Origin of the sequence: Aminobacter sp. MET-1 (assembly GCF_026521175.1) — a bacterium.
Lineage (GTDB): Bacteria > Pseudomonadota > Alphaproteobacteria > Rhizobiales > Rhizobiaceae > Aminobacter.
In genome coordinates this window covers 177,172-198,851 of the sequence record NZ_JAMSHL010000010.1, presented here as the reverse complement: position 1 = coordinate 198,851, position 21,680 = coordinate 177,172, and the positions used below count along the sequence as shown (strand labels likewise).

At 64.4% G+C, this 21,680-nt stretch carries 17 protein-coding genes; 16 read left to right on the top strand and 1 reads right to left on the bottom strand.

Annotation, left to right across the window (positions count from 1 at the left end; genetic code table 11):
• Position 1 precedes the first annotated feature (1 nt).
• The 4 genes from NDO48_RS16265 to NDO48_RS16250 all read left to right on the top strand — a co-directional run bounded on the left by NDO48_RS16265 (position 2) and on the right by NDO48_RS16250 (position 4,836).
• Entirely contained in the window at positions 2–1,099 is a 1,098-nt protein-coding gene (locus NDO48_RS16265; protein ID WP_018430702.1) for an ABC transporter ATP-binding protein, read from the top strand.
• Positions 1,092–2,087, top strand: coding sequence for an ABC transporter ATP-binding protein (locus NDO48_RS16260; RefSeq protein ID WP_018430703.1), 996 nt, complete (start codon positions 1,092–1,094; stop codon positions 2,085–2,087). Before NDO48_RS16265 ends, NDO48_RS16260 begins: the two co-directional genes overlap by 8 nt.
• A gap of 13 nt (positions 2,088–2,100) precedes the next feature.
• Positions 2,101–3,720, top strand: a complete 1,620-nt coding sequence (locus NDO48_RS16255) for a dihydroxyacetone kinase subunit DhaK (protein WP_267321785.1) — start codon at positions 2,101–2,103, stop codon at positions 3,718–3,720.
• Between the two features lie 387 nt (positions 3,721–4,107).
• Complete coding sequence (locus NDO48_RS16250; protein ID WP_018430705.1) at positions 4,108–4,836, top strand: GntR family transcriptional regulator; 729 nt, start codon at positions 4,108–4,110, stop codon at positions 4,834–4,836.
• A gap of 44 nt (positions 4,837–4,880) precedes the next feature.
• Here NDO48_RS16250 and NDO48_RS16245 read toward each other — a convergent pair whose 3' ends face one another.
• Positions 4,881–6,269 (bottom strand): amidohydrolase family protein, encoded by a 1,389-nt coding sequence (locus tag NDO48_RS16245; protein ID WP_018430706.1) that lies wholly within the window; start codon positions 6,267–6,269, stop codon positions 4,881–4,883.
• Between the two features lie 199 nt (positions 6,270–6,468).
• Here NDO48_RS16245 and NDO48_RS16240 point away from each other — a divergent pair, with 199 nt between their 5' ends.
• The 12 genes from NDO48_RS16240 (at position 6,469) to NDO48_RS16185 (ending at position 21,680) form a co-directional block, all read left to right on the top strand.
• On the top strand, positions 6,469–8,334 hold the full coding sequence (locus NDO48_RS16240) for an adenine deaminase C-terminal domain-containing protein (RefSeq protein WP_026227746.1): 1,866 nt from the start codon (positions 6,469–6,471) through the stop codon (positions 8,332–8,334).
• Entirely contained in the window at positions 8,321–9,184 is an 864-nt protein-coding gene (locus NDO48_RS16235; protein ID WP_267321784.1) for an amidohydrolase family protein, read from the top strand. The genes NDO48_RS16240 and NDO48_RS16235 overlap by 14 nt, the downstream gene beginning before the upstream one ends.
• Positions 9,185–9,303: 119 nt before the next feature.
• Positions 9,304–10,905: an ABC transporter substrate-binding protein gene (locus NDO48_RS16230; protein ID WP_018430709.1), complete on the top strand. Its 1,602-nt coding sequence runs from the start codon at positions 9,304–9,306 to the stop codon at positions 10,903–10,905.
• A 42-nt stretch (positions 10,906–10,947) separates the two neighbouring features.
• Entirely contained in the window at positions 10,948–11,904 is a 957-nt protein-coding gene (locus tag NDO48_RS16225) for an ABC transporter permease (RefSeq protein WP_018430710.1), read from the top strand.
• A gap of 12 nt (positions 11,905–11,916) precedes the next feature.
• The gene (locus tag NDO48_RS16220) at positions 11,917–12,804 is read left to right on the top strand and encodes an ABC transporter permease (protein ID WP_018430711.1); all 888 of its coding nucleotides are present in this window, start codon (positions 11,917–11,919) and stop codon (positions 12,802–12,804) included.
• A gap of 113 nt (positions 12,805–12,917) precedes the next feature.
• Positions 12,918–13,955, top strand: a complete 1,038-nt coding sequence (locus NDO48_RS16215; RefSeq protein WP_157632936.1) for an ABC transporter ATP-binding protein — start codon at positions 12,918–12,920, stop codon at positions 13,953–13,955.
• Positions 13,952–15,004, top strand: a complete 1,053-nt coding sequence (locus tag NDO48_RS16210; RefSeq protein WP_018430713.1) for an ABC transporter ATP-binding protein — start codon at positions 13,952–13,954, stop codon at positions 15,002–15,004. The genes NDO48_RS16215 and NDO48_RS16210 overlap by 4 nt, the downstream gene beginning before the upstream one ends.
• Positions 15,005–15,417: 413 nt before the next feature.
• Entirely contained in the window at positions 15,418–17,067 is a 1,650-nt protein-coding gene (locus NDO48_RS16205; protein ID WP_416377206.1) for a TIGR04028 family ABC transporter substrate-binding protein, read from the top strand.
• A 62-nt stretch (positions 17,068–17,129) separates the two neighbouring features.
• Entirely contained in the window at positions 17,130–18,074 is a 945-nt protein-coding gene (locus NDO48_RS16200) for an ABC transporter permease (protein ID WP_018430715.1), read from the top strand.
• Entirely contained in the window at positions 18,071–18,958 is an 888-nt protein-coding gene (locus NDO48_RS16195; protein ID WP_018430716.1) for an ABC transporter permease, read from the top strand. The genes NDO48_RS16200 and NDO48_RS16195 overlap by 4 nt, the downstream gene beginning before the upstream one ends.
• On the top strand, positions 18,955–20,652 hold the full coding sequence (locus NDO48_RS16190) for a dipeptide ABC transporter ATP-binding protein (protein ID WP_267321783.1): 1,698 nt from the start codon (positions 18,955–18,957) through the stop codon (positions 20,650–20,652). The genes NDO48_RS16195 and NDO48_RS16190 overlap by 4 nt, the downstream gene beginning before the upstream one ends.
• Positions 20,649–21,680 (top strand): putative FMN-dependent luciferase-like monooxygenase, encoded by a 1,032-nt coding sequence (locus NDO48_RS16185; protein ID WP_267321782.1) that lies wholly within the window; start codon positions 20,649–20,651, stop codon positions 21,678–21,680. Before NDO48_RS16190 ends, NDO48_RS16185 begins: the two co-directional genes overlap by 4 nt.

Here is a 21,680-nt window from a genome sequence, read left to right as displayed (position 1 = left end):
CGTGGCGCAGATCAGAATCCAGAATGTGCGCAAGGAGTTCGGCACTTTCACCGCTGTGCGCTCCTCGACCTTCACCATCGAGGACGGCGAGTTCTTCATGTTGCTCGGCCCCTCCGGCTGCGGCAAGACGACGACGCTCAGGATGATGGCGGGGCTCGAGCTGCCGACCTCGGGCGAAATCTTCATCGATGGCGAGGAGGTCGGCATGAAGCCGGCCAGCAAGCGCGACATCGCCTTCGTCTTCCAGATGTTTGCGCTCTACCCGCACATGAACGTGCGCAAGAACATCTCCTATCCGCTGGTCAGCCAGCGGATGAAACTCGAGGAGGTCAAGACGCGTGTCGAGGAGGTCGCCCGCATCCTCAAGATCGAGAACATCCTCGACCGGCCGGTGGGTGGTCTGTCGGGCGGGGACCGTCAGCGCGTCGCGCTCGGCCGAGCCATCGTGCGCCGCCCAAAGGCCTTTTTCATGGACGAGCCGCTCGGCGCGCTCGATGCCGAGTTCCGCGAGCATATGGCCGAAGAGCTGCGCGCGCTGCACGACCGCATGGGTGCAACGACAGTCTATGTCACGCATGACCAGCTCGAGGCCATGCAGATGGGCGACAAGATCGTCGTCATGAACCACGGTGTCGTCGAGCAGTTCGGCAAGCCGCAGCAGATCTACGACTGGCCGGCGACCAAGTTCGTCGCCCAGTTCATCGGCTCGCCATCCATGAACTTCCTCGACTTCGAAGGCATGATCGGCATCGGCGGCACGTCGGTCGAGTTCGGCGAGGCGAGGATCGAGGTGCCGGCGGCACGCGAGGGCAGGGCCGGCAAGCTGACGCTCGGCGTGCGGCCCGAACATGTGCGCTTCGTGACCGAGTCGGCTTACCGGGGGCGGGTCACCGCGGCCGAATATCTCGGCACCACCCAGATCGTGACGCTGCGGTCGAGCCACGGCGATCTCAAGGCGCGCATTGCCTCGGACCAGCCGGTTCGCGAGGGCGAGCTGGTCGGGCTCGCGTTCGACGCAAGGACATTGTCGCTGTTCGACGCCGAAACCGGCAAGGCGCTGCGGTCGGACGCCAATGACGGAGTGCTGGGACATGGCTGAAGTCGTCCTCGAAAATGTGACCAAGGCCTTTGGCGGCACCGTCGCGCTCGACAATGTGTCGCTGACGATCCCCGACGGTTCTTTCGTCGTGCTGCTCGGCCCGACGGGCGCCGGCAAGACGACGACCTTGCGCATGGTCTCAGGCCTCGACGTACCCGACAGCGGCGAAGTGCACATCGTCGGCCGGCCGATGAAGGGGCTGTCGCCGGCCGAGCGCAATGTCGCAATGGTGTTCCAGCAATACTCGCTCTATCCGCATCTGACAGTGCGGCAAAACCTCGAGTTCCCGCTGAAATCGCCGCTGCTCAACACGCCGCGCGACCTGATCGACCGAACCGTGAAGGAGGTTGCCGAGGTCCTGCAGATCGCCCACAAGCTCGACAACAAGGCGACTGCGCTGTCGGGCGGCGAGATGCAGCGCGTCTCCATCGGCCGGGCATTGGTGCGCAATCCGCAGATATTCCTCATGGACGAGCCGCTAAGTTCGCTCGACGCCAAGCTGCGTGCCGACCTGCGCATCGAGCTGAAGCGCATCCAGGCAAAGCTGGGGGCGACGCTGCTCTACGTCACCCACGACCAGATCGAGGCGATGACCATGGCGACCCATGTCGGCGTGCTGAACGAGGGCAGGCTGGTGCAGTTCGGCTCGCCGCGCGAGGTCTACGAGCAACCGGTCAGCGTCTATGCTGCGACCCGGCTCGGCCAGCCGCGCATCAACGTGCTGCCTGCCGATCTCTTTGCCGGCGCGCCATCGGGCGCCAAAAGCATTGGCCTGCGCCCGGAGCACATCGTGCAGGGCGATGGACAGGAGGCGCTGGTCAAGCGCGTCGAGCATCTCGGCGACCAGACACGCCTGCATCTGACGCTGAGGCGGCACGACCTCGTCACCGTCACCGACGCCCACACGCCGCTGAAGGGCGGTGAAACCATCCGGATCCAACCGTCGCGGCCGCTCTATTTCGATGCGGCAGGCATGCGTTTAGCTTGAGGAGCAACAATCCATGGCGCAATTCATCAACCGGCGCGAGGACGTCGTCACCGAGGCCATCGACGGGGTGCTGGCACTGTCGGGCGGCGCGCTGACCCGCCTCGACGGCTATCCGCATATCCGCGTCGTACTGCGCAGCGACTGGGACAGGTCCAAGGTGGCGATTGTCTCGGGCGGGGGCTCCGGTCATGAGCCGGCCCATGTCGGCTTCGTCGGCAAGGGCATGCTGACGGCGGCGGTTTGCGGCGACGTCTTTGCCTCGCCCAGTGTCGATGCCGTGCTCGCCGGCATACTGGCGGTAACAGGGCCGGCCGGTTGTTTGCTGGTGGTCAAGAACTACACCGGCGACCGGCTGAATTTCGGCCTCGCTGCCGAACGCGCCCGCGCCTTCGGCCTCAACGTCTCGATGGTGATCGTCGGCGACGACATCGCCTTGCCCGACCTGCCGCAGGCCCGCGGCGTCGCCGGCACGCTGTTCGTACACAAGATTGCGGGGGCGCTTGCCGAACGCGGCGCCGACCTGGAAACGGTGACAGCGGCGGCGAAACACGTCATCGCCGGCACCCGATCGATCGGTATGTCGCTCGACACCTGCAGCGTGCCGGGCTCGCCCAAGGAGGATCGCATTCCGCTCGGCAAGGCCGAGCTCGGCTTGGGCATCCATGGCGAAGCCGGCGTCGAGCAGATCGACTTCGCCGGCGCCCGCGCTTCGGTCGCCACCATGGTCGAGCGGCTGGCAGCCGTGATGGGCGAAGGCCCGCATGTCGTGCTCGTCAACAATCTCGGCGGCACCTCCGTGCTCGAAATGTCGGTGCTCGCCCACGACCTGTTGCAGTCGTCCATTGGCGGCAGGATCACCCATGCCATCGGCCCGTCGCCGCTGATGACCTCGCTCGACATGCAGGGCTTCTCGATCTCGGTCTTCCCGGCCGATGCGGCAGAACTGGCACTGCTCGAGGCGTCCGTCGCCATTCCCGCCTGGCCGGGTGTCTCGCTGGTCAAGCCGCTCGTGGTCGCGCCGATGCCCGACGGCCTGACGCCGATCACGCCGATGCCGTCCAACCATGCGGCGACGCGCGCCTTCCTGATCAACTGCTGCAACGTGCTGATCGCGGCCGAGCAGGACCTCAACGCGCTCGATGCCAAGTCTGGCGACGGCGACACGGGGTCGACGCTGGCGGGGGCGGCCCGGGCACTGATCAGCGCCATCGACCGGCTGCCGCTCTCCGATCACACGCAGCTCCTGCGCGCCATCGGCCAGGAACTGAGCCAGACCATGGGTGGCTCATCCGGCGTCCTGCTCGCCATCTTCTTCGCCGCCGCCGGTGACGGCGCTTCGAGTGGCCTGCCAATGCGCGAGGCGCTTCGAGCGGGGTTGGCGCGCATGCAGGAAATCGGTGGAGCAAGCGTCGGCGACCGGACAATGGTCGATGCCCTTTCCCCTGCGCTCGTGGCCCTCGATGAGAGCCTGGCCGCCGCAGCCGCAGCGGCCCGCAAGGGCGCCAATTTCACGGCGACGCTCACCCGCGCCAAGGCCGGCCGTGCCGCCTACATCAATGCCAAGCAACTCGAAGGCCACGTCGATCCGGGTGCCGAGGCCGTGGCGAGGCTGTTCGAGCATCTGGCGAACTGACGGCCCGCGTCATCAATCTGGCTGCTGTTTTGTGCTCCGATAGCGGAGCCTTCCTCTTCATCTGCGAGGCGGAGAGAAAGGCTATCGCCATCGGCAGCATGTGCACCGAGCGGCAACAGGATTTCGTCTTCGCTGTCGAAGTGAGAGAAGCTGATGTCGTTGGAAACGCTCGGTGGCGTTCGTCTATTCGGTTCGGACTTTGCGGACTTGCCGTCCTGCTGACGGTCGGAACGACACGGCGAGCAGGTTCCCAAGGATGCTATGTAACAAAAGATCATGCGGATTGGGCGCCGTTGCGCTGGGCGATTGTGCAGAACGGTTGTCCTGAGATATAGCTGATTGCTTCAGGATAGGGCGCTTGCGTCGCCTCGTTCAGCAGGAAGCAGGATGTCCAAGCACGAAGTTGTCGAACCCGAAACTGCCGAGCTCAGCACCGATGACGTCTATGCCGGTTTGGTCGAGGCGATCTTGTCGCGCGATCTCAAGCCGGCGATGAAGCTGTCGGAAGAGACGATCGCCAATTCTTTCGGCGTCAACCGCATGGTGGTGCGCGCGGTGCTCAACCGCCTGCATGGCGAGGCGCTGGTCGAGATCCACAAGAACCGCGGCGCCTATGTGTCGTCGCCGACGGTTGAGGAGGCGCGCGAGATCTTCGATCTGCGCATCGTGCTGGAGCGCGAGGTGGCTGCAAGACTGGCCAGGCAGATCACGCCGGCGCAGCTGGAGACCCTGCAAAGGCAGGTTGCCGACCATCGCGATGCCTACCGCGCCGGCCGCGACGCTGAATCGCGCAGCTATGCCGAGCGCTTCCATCAGCTTGCGGCCGAGATGGTGGGCAATCGTGTGCTGGAAGCGACATTGGGCAAGCTGATCACGCGCAGCGCGCTGGTGATGGCGCTTTATGGGCGCAGTTCGTCGTCGGAATGCGGCATCGACGAGCACGACGCCATTCTGGAAACCCTGCGCAAGCGCGATGCCGCGGCGGCGTCCGACGCCATGGTGCATCACCTCGAACATATCCTGGAGCGGGTCAGCCTCGATGGCGAACCGGCCGAGGAGCCGGGGTTGGGCGAGATTCTTTCACGCTACGCGACGCGCTCCGCCAAAACGAAGTAGGGCCGCCCCGAAGGACGGCCCGTCTCCATCGCTGTATTGGTGCCTTAGGCGACCAGCTTTTCAAACCTGTCCATGATCTCCGGCCGCCTTCTGGCGAGCCGTGCCTTGATCGTCTCGACATCGACGGTGAGGATCTCGCGATCCTTCATCACCACCTTGCCGTCGACGACGACAGTGCGGACGTCACGACCGACAGTGGTCGTCGACGCGGTGAACAGCGGATCGTAGATCGGCTGCTGGTCGATGTCGGAGGCGTCGACAAGGATGAAGTCGGCCTTGAAGCCGCTTTCCAGCCGGCCGAGCTCATGGCCGACGCCCAGCGCCCGCGCGCCGCCATGGGTCGCGATCTTGAGCAGCTCGTCGCTCGAGATCGCGGTGCGCATGTGCCAGGGCGTGCCCGCGACCAATTGCTGGCCGATGCGTGCGGCATGCGCAACCTGGAACACGTCGAGCGTGCCTGAGGAGGCCGCGCCGTCGGTGCCGAGGCCGATGTCGATGCCACGGCGCCACATCTCGGCGACGCGTGGCTGGCCGACGGAGTAGTTGTGCAGGCCGCAATGGCAGGCCGACACCTTGTGCCTCGCATACAGGTCCACTTCCTCCGGTGACAGGAAGATCGAGTGTGCGCCGTGAAAGTGGTGCGACAGCACACCCAGCTCTTCCAGATACTCCGTCGGCCGTTTGCCGTAGCGCTCCAATGCGAAGTCGATCTCGTAGATGCCTTCGCAGAGATGGGTGTGGACCTTGACGTTAAGATCCTTGGCCGCCTGGCCGATGCCCTTCACCAGCTCTGGCGTGCAGACGACGATCTGGCGCAGCGAAAGGAATGCCTTGACGCGCTCGTGCTTCGACCAGCGCTGCACTAGCTCGACATTGCGGTCATAGGCCTGCTGGGTCTTCATCATCAGCGCGTCAGGCACGCCCATGCCGGTGTCGCAAGTCGATTGTGCGATGAAGCCTCGGATGCCGACCTCGTCGGCGGCGCGACCCATCTCGTCGGGATGCGGGCCGCCGGCCTCGGCGAAGCAGGTGGTGCCGACGCGCAGCATGTTGGTGTAGGCGGCGAGCGCCGACAGATGCACGTCCTCCGGTTCGAGCATCGCCTCGAACGGCAGATAATAGTGCTTCCACACCGGCATCTTCGGCGCGCGCGTGCGGGTGATCTCCGACAGCTTGCCGCGCAAAAGGTGCTGGGCGGTGTGGAAGTGCGCGTCGACCATGCCGGGCATCGCGATCTGGCCGCTGGCATCGATGGTCCGGTCCGCCCGGTAGAGCCCCGAGGCTTCGGAGGCCTTGCCGGTCCAGACGATGCGGCCCTTGTCCACGGCAAGTGCCGCATCGCGGATGACCGTGTCGGTGTCATTCATGGTGATCAGGTCGCATCCCTTGACCACCAGGTCGACCGTTGCCGGGCCTGATGTCTGCGTAATCATCTCATCGCTCCTTCCATTGTTGATCCTGACGCTGCGGCTGTGCCGCGAGGCCGGGCAGCGGACCAGCCGTCTGCCTGCGTTGCGCGCATACCGCCAAAATTTTGAACAAACTGCAATGCTATCTTTGTGAATGATCTTCAAAAGTGATTGTAACAAAAATATCAAAATTATGTTGCAACATTTTTGGAGAGGTGCCACGATGATGAAAAGGTCGGTGGCCAAGCAGCTGCCCGACATCAGGAGGAACACTAGGATGACGCTTGAAGACGCACCGGTTGGCCCCGTAACGCCGCTGCATGACTCAGCGCCGGCGACGACAGGGGAGGCGACGCTGATCCTGAAGGGCTGCCGGCTGCTTAACGTCTATTCAGGCGTGACTGAGGAGACCGACATCACCATTTCAGGCGAGCGCATCGTCTCGATATCAAGGCGCGACAGCCATGCCGGCGCCGAGGTGATCGACTGCCAGGGCCTGTGGGCTATGCCCGGCATGATCGACGCGCACATGCATGTCGACACGACGTTCCTTTGGCCGGGTGAACTGGCGCGGGTGCTCCTGCCGCTCGGCACCACGACCGTGTTCGTCGACACCACCAACAATGCCCATACCGGCGGCGTCGAGGCAGTCGACGTGCTGCGCCGCTCTTTCGAGGGGCTGCCACTGCGAGGCTATGTGGCGGCACCTTCCTACTGTCCGTTCGATGCGTCGCTTGGCACGGCGGCGGTCGAGATGAATTCGGCCGACATTGCCGAACTGCTCAACGATGGCTGCATGAGCATCGGCGAAACGGTGTGGTCGCGGATCGCGCTCGAAGATTTCGACTACATGCGTGTCATCCAGACCTGCCGCGAAGCTGGCTTCCGGGTCAGCGGCCATGGCGGCGAGATCCGCCGCGGCGACGAAGCTGCCTTCGACGGGTATGTCGCGAGCGGCATCCAGGACGACCACTGTATTGGCCGGGGCGAGGACATCCTGCCCAGGTTGCGGCGCGGGCTGAAGCTGTTTTTTGTCGAATGCACCGGCCGGCGCGGCCAGTTGCGGCCGCTGCTCGACGAGATGCTGCGCAAGGGGCTGTCGTTCCGCCAGGTCTGCATGTGCATCGACAACAACACCTCGATCGACATGGTGACCAAGGGCTACGGCTATATCGACTACCTGGTGCGCATTGCGCTGGAGGCGGGGGTCTCGCCGCTCGACGCCTACAGGATGGTGTCGCTCAATCCGGCCGAGCATTTCCGAGTGACGGACCAGGTCGGCTCGATCGCGCCCGGCCGCTTCGCCGACATCCTTCTGATGACCGCGCCCGATGCATTCCCGCCGGAATATGTCATCGTTGGCGGCAAGGTCGTGGCCCGCCGTGGCGAGCTGCTCGTCGACATTCCGAAGCCGAACTTTCCCGAGGGCTACCGCAACTCGATCAAGCTGGACAAGGTCAAGCGTGCGTCGCTCAAATGCGAAGCGCCTGAAGATGCGACGTCGGTGCAGGCGCGTGTCTTCGAAGTGGTCGACGGCGACTCCTTCAATCGCGGTTTCGTTCACAGGCTCCCTGTTACGGGCGAAGGCATCCAGCCCGACCCGGCCAACGACATCCTGAAGATTGCGGTCGTCGAGCGTTATGGCCTGCACGGCAAGATTGGCACCGGCTTCGTCAAGGGTTTTGGGCTGAAGCGCGGCGCGCTGGCGACCTCGATATCGGTGCCGTTCAACAATGTCGTTGTGGTCGGCGCTACCGACGACGACATCTGGCATGCCATCCAGCGCATGGGCGAGATCCAGGGCGGCTTCATCGCCGTTGCCGATGGCAAGGTGCTGGCCGAAGCGCCGCTGCGCGTCGGCGGCATCATGTCGGAGGAACCCTACGAGGTGCTGCTTTCCAGCATCGACACGGCGCAGGCAGCGGCGGCTGAGCTGGGCTGCACGCTTACCGACCCGTTCAAGACGCTGGTCTCGACCATCCACACCACGCTTCCCGACCTCGGCCTGACCGACAAGGGGCTGATCAATTCGCGTATCGGCGTCGGCACCACCGTCGTCGTGGAAGGAGCTCACGATGCTGGCCACTGACGCTTCCGTCGAAACAGCGCTGGCAGGCGTTCGCGTTTCCTTGGCCCAGCAGCCGGCGGATCTGCTGCTTGCCAATTGCAATCTGATCAATGTCTGGTCGGAAGAGACCTACACGGCCTCAATCGCCATATCAGGTTCGCGCATCGTTGCGATTCGCACAGGCTATGATGGTGACGCCAGGCACGTCATCGATTGCACAGGGCGCTATGTCCTGCCCGGTTACGTCGAGCCCCTTGCGGATGTGTCGCCGGATGCCGAACGGCTCGCTGCGGCCCTGCTACCGATGGGCGTGACATCCATTGTCGCGGCCGAGGCAAGCGCAATCGAGCTAAGGTCCGGACGGGCTGATGTGAGGAGCTGGCATCTGACCGCCGAAGGACCTGGCTGGTTGGACGGTGTTGGCCGCGCTCGCCTTGTCCATCAGCGGCGGGTCTGCTCCACAGCCGGAGCCGCCGTCGATGCGGTTGCTGCGGGAATGTCGGTGGTTCTTGAAGTCGGATCCGATCCAGTCAAGCGCCTTGCCTTGCTGCGCACTGTGGCTGCTGCCGGCCTGGAGACCGCGCGGCTGATGCTTCGCCACGGCGAGGCGAATGACGGTTCCATTGCCGTGCGGCCTGTCATGGGTGCTGCCCTTCAGGCCGGCATTCCGCTTCATCACGCCGTGCAGATGACGGGCTTCAACGCCGCCGTACAGCACGGCATCGAACATGATGTCGGCTCCGTGGCGCCGGGACGCCTGGCCGACCTCCTGATCGTGGACGACATCGCCCAGGCGGTGCCTTCGGTCGTCATCCTCGACGGTTGCATCGTCGCCCGCGATGGTCGGCTGGAGGAGGGCGCCCAAGGCTGAACCGAGCCGGACCTGATGTCCGGTGCTAGAATGGCCGCCAACGGCGCGGCGGCCCGGAAGGAGCGGTCCAGGGAGGACCGAACCTTCGACGCGTCGACAATAACAAAGGGAACTCTGACATGACCAAACACACGTTCGGACGGAACCTGATCAGATGGGGCGCTGCCGTCGCGCTCGCTTCGACGATGCTGTCGCCAGGAGCCGCTTCGGCGGAGACGGTGCTGCGCGTCGCCATGACGCTTGGCGACATCCCGGCCTGGACCGGCCAACCTGATCAGGGCTACGAGGGCTACCGTTTCGTCGGTTTCAATCTGCATGACGGGCTGATCAACTGGGATCTCTCCAAGTCCGACAGGGAACCGGCGCTGCGCCCGGGGCTGGCGACCAAATGGGAGGTTGATCCCGCCAATCACAAGCGCTGGATCATCACCCTGCGCGAAGGCGTGAAATTCCATGACGGCTCCGACCTGACACCCGAGGTGGTCGCCTGGAATTTTGCCCGCCTGACCGACAAGACGACCCAGGGCTTCGACCCGGCGCAGTTTGCCCGTATGCGCACCCGCGCCAGCAACATCGACCATGTCGAGCCGCTCGGCGCAAATCAGGTGGCGTTGTTCACCAAGGCGCCGGATTCGTTCACGCCGTTCAGCCTGACCAACTTCCTCATGATCTCGAAAAAGGCGCTCGAAAAGGCGAACTGGGACTACGCCGCTTATGCGAAGGCGCCGGCGGGGACCGGGCCCTACAAGTTCGACAAAGTCGTTCCGCATGAGCGCCTCGAACTGGTGAGGAACGAGAACTACTGGGACAAGGACCGCATCCCCAAGCATGACCGCCTGGTGCTGGTGCCGATGCCGGAAGCGACGACGCGCACGGCCGCTCTTCTGTCCGGCCAGGTCGATTTCATCGAGGCGCCGTCGCCCGACACGATTCCCAGGCTGCAGTCGGCGGGGATGACCATCGTCACCAACACCTACCCGCACAACTGGACCTACCAGGTCAACATGATCGATCCGCCGTTCAACGACATCAAGGTTCGGCAGGCGGCCAACTACGCGGTCAACCGAGAGGATGTGGCGGCTCTGCTCAACGGCACGGGCGAGCCCGGTTATGCCATGCTGCCGCCAAGCTCGCGCTATTTCGGCCACCCGGTGAAATACGATTTCGATCCGGAGAAGGCGACGGCGCTGCTCAAGGAAGCGAAGTGTTTCCCCTGCGAGATCAATGTGGCGATGTCGACCGCCGGTTCGGGCCAGATGCAGCCTTTGGCGATGAACGAACTGGTCAAGTCGCAGCTGGAGGCAGTCGGCTTCAAGGTCAACTTCAACGTCATGGACTGGAGCGCATTGCACGACATCAGCCTGAAGGGCCGAGAAGCGTTTCCCGATATCGACGCCATCAATGTCAGCCGTGCGCCGATGGAGCCCTATAACGGCATTCTCGGTTTTGTCATGAAGAACCGCTTTGCGCCCAACGGCCCGAACTGGGGCTGGTTCTCGACCGACGAGATCGACGCTCTGGGCGCCAAGGCGATGGAGACCTTTGACGAGCCGCAGCGCGACGCGATGGTCACCAAGATTCACGAGCTGACGGTCGCCCAGGCGCCGATGGTCTACATCGCCCATGACCTCAACCCGCGTGCCATGTCGCCCAAGGTCAAGGGTTTCGTCCAGGCGCAGAGCTGGTTCCAGGACCTGACGCCGATCGTCGTCGAACCCTAAGCACAAGGAGAAAGGCGCCGAGGACGAACAGGAGACAGGACCATGTGGCTTTATGCATTGCGGCGGATTCTCTATGCCGTCCCCATCGCCCTCGGCGTATCGATCATTTGCTTCGGGTTGGTTTTCCTGGCCCCTGGCGACCCGCTCGGCTCGCTTTTGCCGCCCGACGCGTCACAGGCCGACATCGAGTATCTGCGCGGCGTCTACGGTTTCGACCGTCCGCTGCCGGTGCAATATTTCGACTGGCTGATGCGTGTCGTGAGCGGAGACCTTGGCAACTCGATCCAGAGCGGCCGGCCGGTGCTGACCGAGATTTCGCATGCGTTGATGAACACGGTTCTCGTGTCCTTCGGCGCGGTGGCGGTCGCTTTCTCCATTGCCTTCGTGCTCGGCACCATCGCTGCATATCATCTCGGCACATGGGTCGACCGGACGGTCACCGGCCTGTCGATCGCCGGCGTCAGCGTGCCGAACTACTGGTTCGGCGTCGTGCTGGTGATCATCTTCGCGGTCGAGTTCAACCTGCTGCCGGCCATGGGCATGGGCAGCGGCGGCTCGGAAAACTTCAGCATCTTCGAATGGGAGCAGCTGAAATACGCCATCCTGCCCATCGCCACCATGTCGCTGGTGCCGCTCGGCGTCATCATGCGCAACACGCGCTCGGCGGTCGCCGACGTGCTGTCGCAGGATTTCGTCCAGGCGCTGCGCGCCAAGGGGCTGGGCGAGTGGGCGGTTGCCCGCCACACCATCCGGAACGCATTGCCGCAAGTGCTTGCGGTGATGGGGCTGCAGTTCGGCTATCTCGTCGGCGGCTCGATCCTCGTCGAGACCATCTTCAACTGGCCGGGCACCGGCTTCCTGCTCGGCAAGGCGATCCTGACCCGCGACGTGCCTGTGGTGCAAGGCGTGGTGCTGGTGCTCGCCATCTGTTTCGTCATCACCAACCTGTGCGTCGACCTCATCCAGACGGCTGTCGATCCACGCATCAAGCGCGGCTGACGGGAGGACATCATGACAGACGCTACTTTCGACGCTGCTTCGCGTTCCACCGCCCCCAAGGTTCGGAGCTACTGGCAAAGCGTGGGCCACCGGCTGAGCTACGACCATGTGACGCTGTTCTTCGCCGGCGTCATCCTCCTGGTCGTGCTGTCGGCGATCTTTGCGCCGTGGCTGACTTCGGTCGACCCGAACAAGCCGCAAATGATCGCCCGTCTGAAGCCGATCGGCACTTCAGGTCATCTGCTCGGCACCGATGAACTCGGCCGCGACATGCTCGCCCGCCTGCTGTATGGCGGCCGCGTGTCGCTGGCGATGGGACTGGTGCCGGTCATGCTGGCGACGGTCATCGGAGGTTTCCTCGGCGTGGTCGCGGGGTATGCCGGCGGCTTCATCAACACTGTGATCATGCGGGTGATGGACGTCTTCTACGCCTTTCCCTCGGTGCTTCTGGCGGTTGCCGTTTCCGGCATGATGGGCGGCGGCATGCTCAATGGCCTGCTGGCGCTCACCCTGGTGTTCATCCCGCCGCTGTGCCGCATTTCGGAAACGGCCACTGCCCAGGTGCGCAGCCTCGACTTCGTCGAAGCGGCCCGCGCCAGTGGCGCCGGCATGGGCTCGGTCATCGTGCACCACATCCTCGGAAACGTGCTCGGGCCGGTGTTCATCTACGCCTCAAGCCTGATTTCGGTCTCGGTGCTTTTGGCCGCCGGCCTGTCGTTCCTCGGCCTCGGCGTTGAGCCACCTACGCCCGACTGGGGCCTGATGCTCTCGGCCCTGCGCCAGGCAATCTACATCGACCCGTACCTGTGCGCCTTGCCTGGTGTCGCGATCTTCATCACCTCGCTGTCTTTCAACATGGTCAGCGACGGCTTGCGGCAGGCAATGGACGTCAGGCAGTGAGATCGGAGGCGAAAATGGACGGACAATTGGCAATTCCTGCCACAGCACTTTTCGACGCCCCGGCCACGCCCGAAACGGGCGGCAGCAAGACGCTGCGCGGCGGATCGGCCGCGATGCCGGCCATGCTGGTGGTCAAGAACCTGAAGAAGTACTTCCCGGTCAAGGGTGGGCTGCTCAACCGCGAGATCGGCAATGTGCACGCCGTCGACGACATCTCATTCACCGTCTTCAAGGGTGAGACCCTCGGCGTCGTCGGCGAGTCCGGCTGCGGCAAGTCGACCCTGGCCAGGCTCCTGATGTACCTGATGCCGCCGGATAGCGGCGAGATCGCCTTCGGCGGCCGCACCGTCGGCGACAAGGACGGCCTGCCGCTGCGCGAACTCCGGCGTAATCTGCAGATGGTGTTTCAGGACAGCTATTCCTCGCTCAACCCGCGCCTGCCGGTCGAGGCCTCGGTCGCCTATGGACCACGCGTCCACGGCATGAGCGGCGACAAGGCGCGCGAGGCGGCACGCAGCCTGCTCGGCAAGGTCGGCCTGCGCCCGGAACTGTTCGGGCCGCGTTACCCGCACGAGCTGTCAGGCGGACAGAAGCAGCGCGTCAACATTGCGCGTGCGCTGGCGCTGGACCCCAAGATGCTGATCCTCGACGAGGCGGTGTCGGCATTGGACAAGTCGGTCGAAGCACAGGTGCTGAACCTTCTGCGCCAGCTCAAGCGCGAGTTCGACCTGACCTACCTGTTCATCTCGCACGACCTCAACGTGGTCCAGTACATCTCCGACCGCGTCATGGTGATGTATCTCGGCCAGGTCGTGGAAATGGGGCCCGTGGACCAGATCTACAACGGGCCGAAGCATCCCTATACGGCGGCGCTGCTGAGGTCGCGGCTGGCGATGGACCCCGACGACAAGATCGTCACGCCGCCATTGACCGGCGATCCGCCCAATCCGATCAATCCGGCGCCGGGCTGCCGCTTCCGCAGCCGCTGCCAGTTCGCCGAAGGCATTTGCGAAAGCAAGGCGCCGGCGCTCGGTGCCTGGGCCAACCGAGGTTCGCATGTCGCCGCCTGTCACATGGCCGACCCGCAATCGGGTCACACAAGAGCAGGGACCGCGGCCCACGACGCGCTTGCAGGGGAGGCGATACGATGACCGCGCCCGCAACTGAACAGAGCGCCCGGCCGCTGGTCGAGGTGCGGGATCTCAATGTCAGGTTCGAGACGCGCGACCGCACGGTGCATGCCGTCAACGGCGTGTCGTTCGACGTGATGCCGGGCGAGGTGCTGTGCATCATCGGCGAATCCGGCTCAGGCAAGTCGGTGACCATGCGTGCGCTGATGCGGTTGTTCTCGCCGCGCATCACCCGCGTCTCCGGTAGCATCCGCGTTGCCGAACACGACATCATGGCGGTCAGCGACCGAAAACTGAGCGACATCAGGGGCTCGACCATCTCGATGGTGTTCCAGGAGCCGATGACGGCGCTCGATCCGACCTACACGATCGGCGACCAGATCGCCGAAACAATCGTCCGCCACCAGCATTGCAGCCACGCCGAGGCAATGGCCAAGGCGCTGGAGCTGCTGCAGTTTGTCAAGGTGCCGAATGCCGAGCGACGGTTGAGGGCCTATCCGCATGAGCTGTCGGGCGGCCTGCGCCAGCGCGCCATGATCGCGGTCGCGCTGTCATGCCGACCGAAGCTGTTGCTTGCCGACGAGCCGACGACCGCACTTGATGCCACAGTGCAGATCCAGGTGCTGTTGCTGCTGCGCAAGCTGCAGCAGGAACTCGGGATGGGTGTGATCTTCGTCACCCACGACCTGGGCGTCGCTGCCCAGATCGCCGACAAGGTAGCGGTGATGTATGCCGGGCGCATCGTCGAATATGGCAGCGTGCGCGACGTTCTGATGCGGCCATCGCATCCCTATACGATGGGCATGCTGGCCTCGACAGTGCATGGCCAGGATCGCGACACCGACATCGACGCCATCCCAGGCACGCCGCCCGACATGAGCAGGCTCGCTGACGGCTGCAGCTTTGCGCCGCGCTGCCGCTTTGCCGTCGATGCCATCTGCACCAAGGACAGCCCACCGCCGCTCTCGCTCGCGCCGGGACGCGAAACCAGGTGCTTCCGGGCAGCGGAACTGTCCACGCGACCGGCTTTGACAACGTCATCGTCGGCACCAGTGGTTCACGCCGGCTAGACGTTCGACCTCTCCCCCGCGGCTCTAGCGCCGCGGGTCGCGCCGAGATCATTTGCGGTTTGCTTCCCCACCGCATGTTCCCATGATCCGGCGCCGCTGGTGGATTGGCTGGGAACGCAACGCCAGTCCACCAGCGCTTTTGGCCAGCTGTTGCACCAAAGGTGCGCCGCGGCAGGGTTGGCCTAGGATGGCTGTTTTGCGCCGCATAGGTCGCACGCAGGAAGCCACCTAAGGAATTCCATAAAGTCTATCAGTTAAGTAGAATTAATCCTCCTCCGGCGGCGACGATGGAACTCAGTTCCTGTCACCCAGGCAGTCAGCACGCCTATCCTTTTGACAGCAAACAGGCAGACCGGTGCGATCCCGATCCTCCCAAGGAGCGTCGATTTCCGGTCGTTATCAAGGGGATGGCTATGTCACATACACGACGCTCGACACTCAAACTCGCTCTCGGGGCGTTGATGGCCGCGACGGTGCTGGGCTTCTCGGCCCAGGCGTTCGCGCAGTCGGAGACGCCCATCAGGGGCGGCACGCTGGTCTATCTGGAGCAGCAGGCGCACACCAATCTCTACCCGCCGGCGGGTGGCTTTTATCCCAATGGCGGAGTGCTCAACCAGATCACCGACAAGCTGACCTATCAGAACCCCGAGACTCTCGAAATCGAGCCGTGGGTCGCCGAATCCTGGACGGTCAACGACACTGCCACCGAATACACCTTCAAGCTGCGTCCAGGCGTGACCTTCTCCGACGGCACCCCGCTCGACGCTGCCGCCGTGGCCAAGAATTTCGACACGTTCGGCAAGGGCAACAAGGAGCTGAAACTACCGGTCTCGGAGGTCATCAACAACTACGACCGCAGCGAGGTGATCGATCCGCTGACGGTGACGTTCCACTTCAAGGCGCCGTCGCCCGGCTTCCTGCAGGGCACTTCGGTGATCGGCTCGGGCCTTGTGTCGCCCAAGACGCTCGAGCTGCCGTTCGAACAGCTGGGCGACGCGACCAAGATTATCGGTTCCGGGCCGTTCGTTGTCGCCAGCGAAACGCTTGGACGAGAGCTCGTTCTGAAGGCGCGCGACGACTATGCCTGGGGACCGGCGAAGTTGAAGCATCAGGGCCGGGCACTGCTCGACGAGATCAAGTATCTGATCACACCAGAGGACAGCGTGCGCATCGGCGCGCTGCTCGCCGGCCAGGCAGATTTCATCCGCCAGGTTCAGGCTTATGACGAAAAGCAGGTCGAGGCGGCGGAGTACAAGGTCTACGCACCCGGCACCCGCGGCGTGAACAACTCGGTCGTCTTCCGACCGGACAATCAGCTGGTGGCCGACGTCAAGGTGCGACAGGCACTGCTGCACGCTACCAACGCCAAGGAAATCGTCGAGACGCTGTTTTCGGCCAACTATCCGCAGGCGACCTCGATCATCGCCAAGGCCGCCCAGGGTTATGTCGACCAGTCGGCAAAGCTCGCCTACGATCCGGCCCTGGCCGGCAAGCTGCTTGACGAGGCGGGCTGGACGCTGGGCGCCAATGGTGTGCGCGCCAAGGACGGCAAGGAACTGGTGCTGACCGTCTACGAGTCGCTGCCGCAACCGCAGAACAAGGAGACGCTGCAGCTGATCGCCCAGCAGTGGAACAAGGTCGGCGTCAAGCTCAGCGTGCTGGCGGGCGACTCCGGCAGTGCTGTGGCAGACAACCTCGATCCGCTGAAGACGCCTGTCGCCCCGGCAATGGTCGGCCGCGCCGATCCCGATGTCATCAAGAGCCAGTATTATCCGAAAAACCGCAACGTGCTGCAGCAGAAGGGCGGCGTCAGCGACAAGGTGCAGAGCTTCGTCGACGACAGACTCAATGGCCTGCTCGAAGCGCTCGCCTCGGAGCCGAACCGCGACAAGCGGCTGGCGATTGCTGGAGAGGTGCAGGCCTACGTGATCGACCAGGCCTATGCCATTCCGATCTTCGAGGAGCCGCAGGCCTTCGCAGGAGCGCCCAACGTTCATGACGTCGCCTTCGAGGCGGTTGGTCGCCCGTCATTCTACCGCGTCTGGCTGTCGCCGCGCGATTAAGGCGAGGACGGTCCCGTCTCCGGGCGGGACCGTAGTGCGATCATCTTCGACGGAGACCTCCAATGTCGCGATATGTCATCGGCCGGATAGGCCAGGCGGTGCTCGTCCTGTGGGCGGCGTTTACCGTCAGCTTCGTGTTGCTGCAGCTTTTGCCGGCGGACGGGGTGCTGATCAAGTTCCTCAATCCGGAACTGGGCCTCACGCCCGAGCAGATTGCCGAGATCCGTATCGCCTATGGCGCCGACGCTCCGGTCTGGCAGCAATATCTGTCGACGTTAGGGTCGTTCCTGTCGGGTGATTTCGGCTACTCGGTCCGTGCCGGCGTACCGGTGACGTCCCTGCTTGCGACGACACTGCCGACGACATTGCGGCTGGCGGCCGTGGCGCTTGCCGTGTCGGTGCTGGTCGCTGCTGTTATCGCTTATGTGGCGACCGTCAGCCGAAGTGCCTGGTTGCGCAACACGCTCCAGTCACTTCCGTCGCTGTTCATCTCGATCCCGGTCTTCTGGCTGGGCATTGCCCTGATCCAGGTATTTTCCTTCCGCCTGAAGCTGATTTCGGTGATCAATCCGGGACCGGTGGAAATGCTGGTGCTGCCGGTGCTGGCCATCGCCGTGCCGATTTCGGCGCCGCTGGCGCAGATACTCATCCGCAGCATCGACGAGGTGCGCACGCGTCCCTTCGTGGCGGTAGCGCGGGCCAAAGGGGCGAGCAGCAGGCGCGTGCTCGTGAGCCATATCGCCGGCAATGCCATACTGCCGGTGCTGACCATCGGCGGCGTCCTGTTCGGCGAACTCGTCGCCGGCGCGGTCATCACCGAGACGGTGTTCGGCCTCAATGGCATCGGCGCGCTGACCTATCTGTCGGTCAACACCCAGGATGTCGCCGTTCTCCAGGCGATCGTGCTGATCTCCGCGGCCGGCTTCGTGCTCACCAATCTCATCGTCGATCTGCTTTATCCCGTCTTCGATCCCCGTCTTCGCAATCCAGCAGGAGCCAGCGCATGACCATCATCGATTCATTGGGTGCAGTCGGTGGTATCGCCCCCCAAGCCGGTAATGCCGACGCTGACCGCGATGCCTTTTTCGCAAGGCTGAAAAGCTTGCAGCCAGGCCTGGTGCTGGCGTGGCTGGTGATTGCCCTGGTGGTGCTGTGGGCACTCCTGCCGGGACTGTTCACCGGCTACAGCGGCACCGAGGGCGTCGCCTCCGAGAAGCTCGCCGGGCCCAGCGCGCAACACATACTGGGCACCGATGCGCTGGGCCGCGACGTCTATGCGCGCATCGTCTATGGCGCGGTCCACTCACTGAGCGGCGCATTTGCCGCCGTCGGCGTCGGGCTGTTCGTCGGGACTGCGCTCGGCGTGTTTGCCGCGGCAGTCGGCGGGCGGGTCGAGGACGTCGTCATGCGCGTCGTCGATGTGCTGTTGTCGATCCCGAGCCTGCTGTTGTCGCTCAGCATCATCATTCTGCTCGGCTTCGGCACGGTGAATGCGGCCATTGCCGTCGGCGTCGCCTCCATCGGCAGCTTTGCCAGACTGGCTCGTTCCGAGGTGGTCCGCGTGCGTCGCAGCGACTATGTCGAGGCTGCCTTTGGCAGCGGCGGCCGCTTCACGTCGGTGTTGCTGCGGCACGTGCTGCCAAATTCGCTGACCCCAGTCATCGCCTTTGCCGCGCTGCAGTTCGGCAATGCCATCCTCAACATCTCGACGCTTGGCTTTCTCGGCTATGGCGCGCCGCCGCCGACGCCGGAATGGGGCCTGCTGATCGCGGAGGGCCGCAATTACGTCTCGACAGCGTGGTGGCTGACGACGGCACCCGGCGTCATCGTCGTGCTGGTCGTGCTGTCGGCCAATCGCATCAGCCGCTCCTTCGGCAGGAGCCGCGCATGACCGAGTTGACTGTGGCCAACAAGACAGCACCGGCCGGTTCGGCGGCGCCTGTGCTCGAAGTCGACAAGCTTGAGGTCTCTTATGGGCACGGGACGCACCGCGAGACTGTCGTTCACGGCATCTCGTTTTCGGTGCAGCCGGGCGAAGTGGTGGCGCTGGTCGGCGAATCCGGCTCAGGCAAATCGACGACGGCGCATGCCGTGATCGGGCTTCTGCCCGAAAACGGCCGCGTCGAGGGCGGCGACATCAGGCTGAGCGGCACAAGCATTGCGGGTTGGCCGGACAAGCGCCTGGACACGATCCGCGGCAAGGTGATCAGCCTCATCTCGCAGGATCCGGTGAGCTCCCTTAATCCGGTCAAGACCATCGGCGACCAGGTCGGCGAGATCCTCAAGGTTCATCAGTGGGGCGACCGGCGCGCGATCGACGAGCGTGTCATCGAATTGCTGGATCGTGTCGGATTGCCACAGCCGGAGCTCAGGGCCAGGCAGTATCCGCACCAGCTCTCAGGGGGTATGCGCCAGCGCGTGCTGATCGCGATTGCCGTGGCGCTGCGGCCGGCGCTGATCATCGCCGACGAACCGACAAGCGCGCTCGACGTGACCGTCCAGCGCCGCGTGCTCGATCTCATCGACGAGCTGCGGGTCGAGTTCGGGACATCGGTGCTGCTGGTAACGCACGACCTCGGCGTCGCCGCCGACAGGGCCGACCGGATCGTGGTGCTGCAAGGCGGGCAGATCCAGGAAACGGGCACCGTGACCGACGTGCTGGCCTCGCCAAAGTCGGCCTACACCCGGCAACTGCTCAAGGACGCGCCGGCCTTTGCTGCGCCGAAGGCGACGAGGAGCCGGTTCCGGGCGAACGCCGAACCAGCGGTCGTCGTGGAAAAACTGGTGCAGCATTTTCCGCTGTCGGGCGGCAGGCAGCTCTGCGCTGTCGACGGCGTTTCCTTCACGGTCGCACGCGGCACCACTCACGCTCTCGTCGGCGAATCCGGCTCGGGCAAGACGACGACGGTCCGCGCCATCGCCGGATTCCAGAAGCTCGAGTCCGGCCGCATCGTGGTCGACGGTCAGGAGGTCTCGTCCCTGCGCGGCGAGCAGCTGCGCCAGTTTCGCCGGCGCATCCAGCTCGTCTACCAGAACCCGTTCGCCTCGCTCGATCCCCGGCAATCGATCTTCGATATTGTCGAGGAGCCGCTGCTCAACTTCGACCCCGTGCCGAAAGCCGAGCGCCGGGAACGTGTGCATGCCATCCTGCAGCGGGTCGGACTGCCGGAGGCCGCGCTGACCCGCCTGCCGGCGGCACTGTCCGGCGGGCAGCGCCAGCGCGTAGCGATTGCTCGCGCGATCATCCTGAACCCTGAGATTCTTGTGCTCGACGAGGCAGTTTCCGCTCTCGACGTCACCGTGCAGGCCCAGATCCTCGAGCTGCTGGACGAACTCCAGCGTTCGCTCGGCTTGACCTATCTGTTCGTGTCCCACGACCTCGCCGTTGTCAGGCAGATCGCCGACACCGTGTCGGTGCTGCGTGACGGCAAACAGGTGGAGCAGGGCAGCGTCGAGGAAGTCTTCGAGCGTCCTGTTCACGACTACACCGGCGAACTCATCGCCGCGATACCGGGCAACCGGCTGAAGGCCAGCGCCGGCCTCGTTGGCAGGACACGCGAACCAGCTGAAGGAACTGCACAATGACCGAGAAGACCAAGCGGCTCGGGTTCTTCACCCGTTTGCTGGAGGAGGCGTCGCCTGCCGATCGCTATCGCTTCGCCACCGAGCAGATCCTGACCGCGGAGCGGGAAGGTTTCGACACCGCCTGGGTGGCGCAGCATCATTTCCGGGCCGCGGAAGGTGGGCTTCCGTCGCCGCTAATCCTGCTTGCCAATGTGGCCGCCCGCACCCGTGCCATCCGGCTCGGAACCGGCATCATCACGCTGCCGCTGGAAAATCCCCTGCGCGTCGCCGAGGATGCGGCGGTGCTCGACCTCATGTCCGGAGGGCGGCTGGAACTGGGGGTCGGCTCGGGCGGAACGCCTTCGTCCTTCACCGCTTTCGGGCTGGACAGCACCAGGCGCGGCGAGCTGCTCGGCGTGCATCTTGAGGTGTTGCGCAACGCCTTCGCCAATCGGCCGCTCGCCGGCGGCGACACGCTCCACCCGGCAGCACCTGCCCTTGCCGGACGGATCTGGCAGGCTACCTTCTCGGTAGAGGGTGGTCGGCGCGCCGGTCTCGCCGGCGACGGTCTGATGCTCTCGCGTACGCAGCCACGGCCGAAGGACAATCCGAACGCCACGCTGGATGAGGTACAGAACCCGATCATCGACGCCTATCTGGAGGCGCTGCCTTCGGGCATCGCGCCGCGCATCCTTGGGTCGCGCAGCCTGTTCGTGGCCGACAGCCATTTGGAAGCCCTGCAGCTTGCCGAGAAGGGACTGCGCCGGGTGCGCGACCACTTCATCGCCACCGGCCATACCCCGCCCGGCGACAGCGTCGAGGAGCTTGCGACTGCATTCGACACCCATGCGGGGTCGCCCGATGCGGTGGTCGCCAGCCTGTCGGCCGACACCAGTCTCAGGCGTGTCACCGACGTCGTGTTCCAGGTCCATTCGGTCGATCCCGGCCATGAGCGAACGCTGCGTTCCATCGAACTCACCGCCCAAAAGGTCGCACCAGCGCTCGGCTGGGGCAGGGCCGCACCCGCATCCCCGAAACTTGTTGCCTGA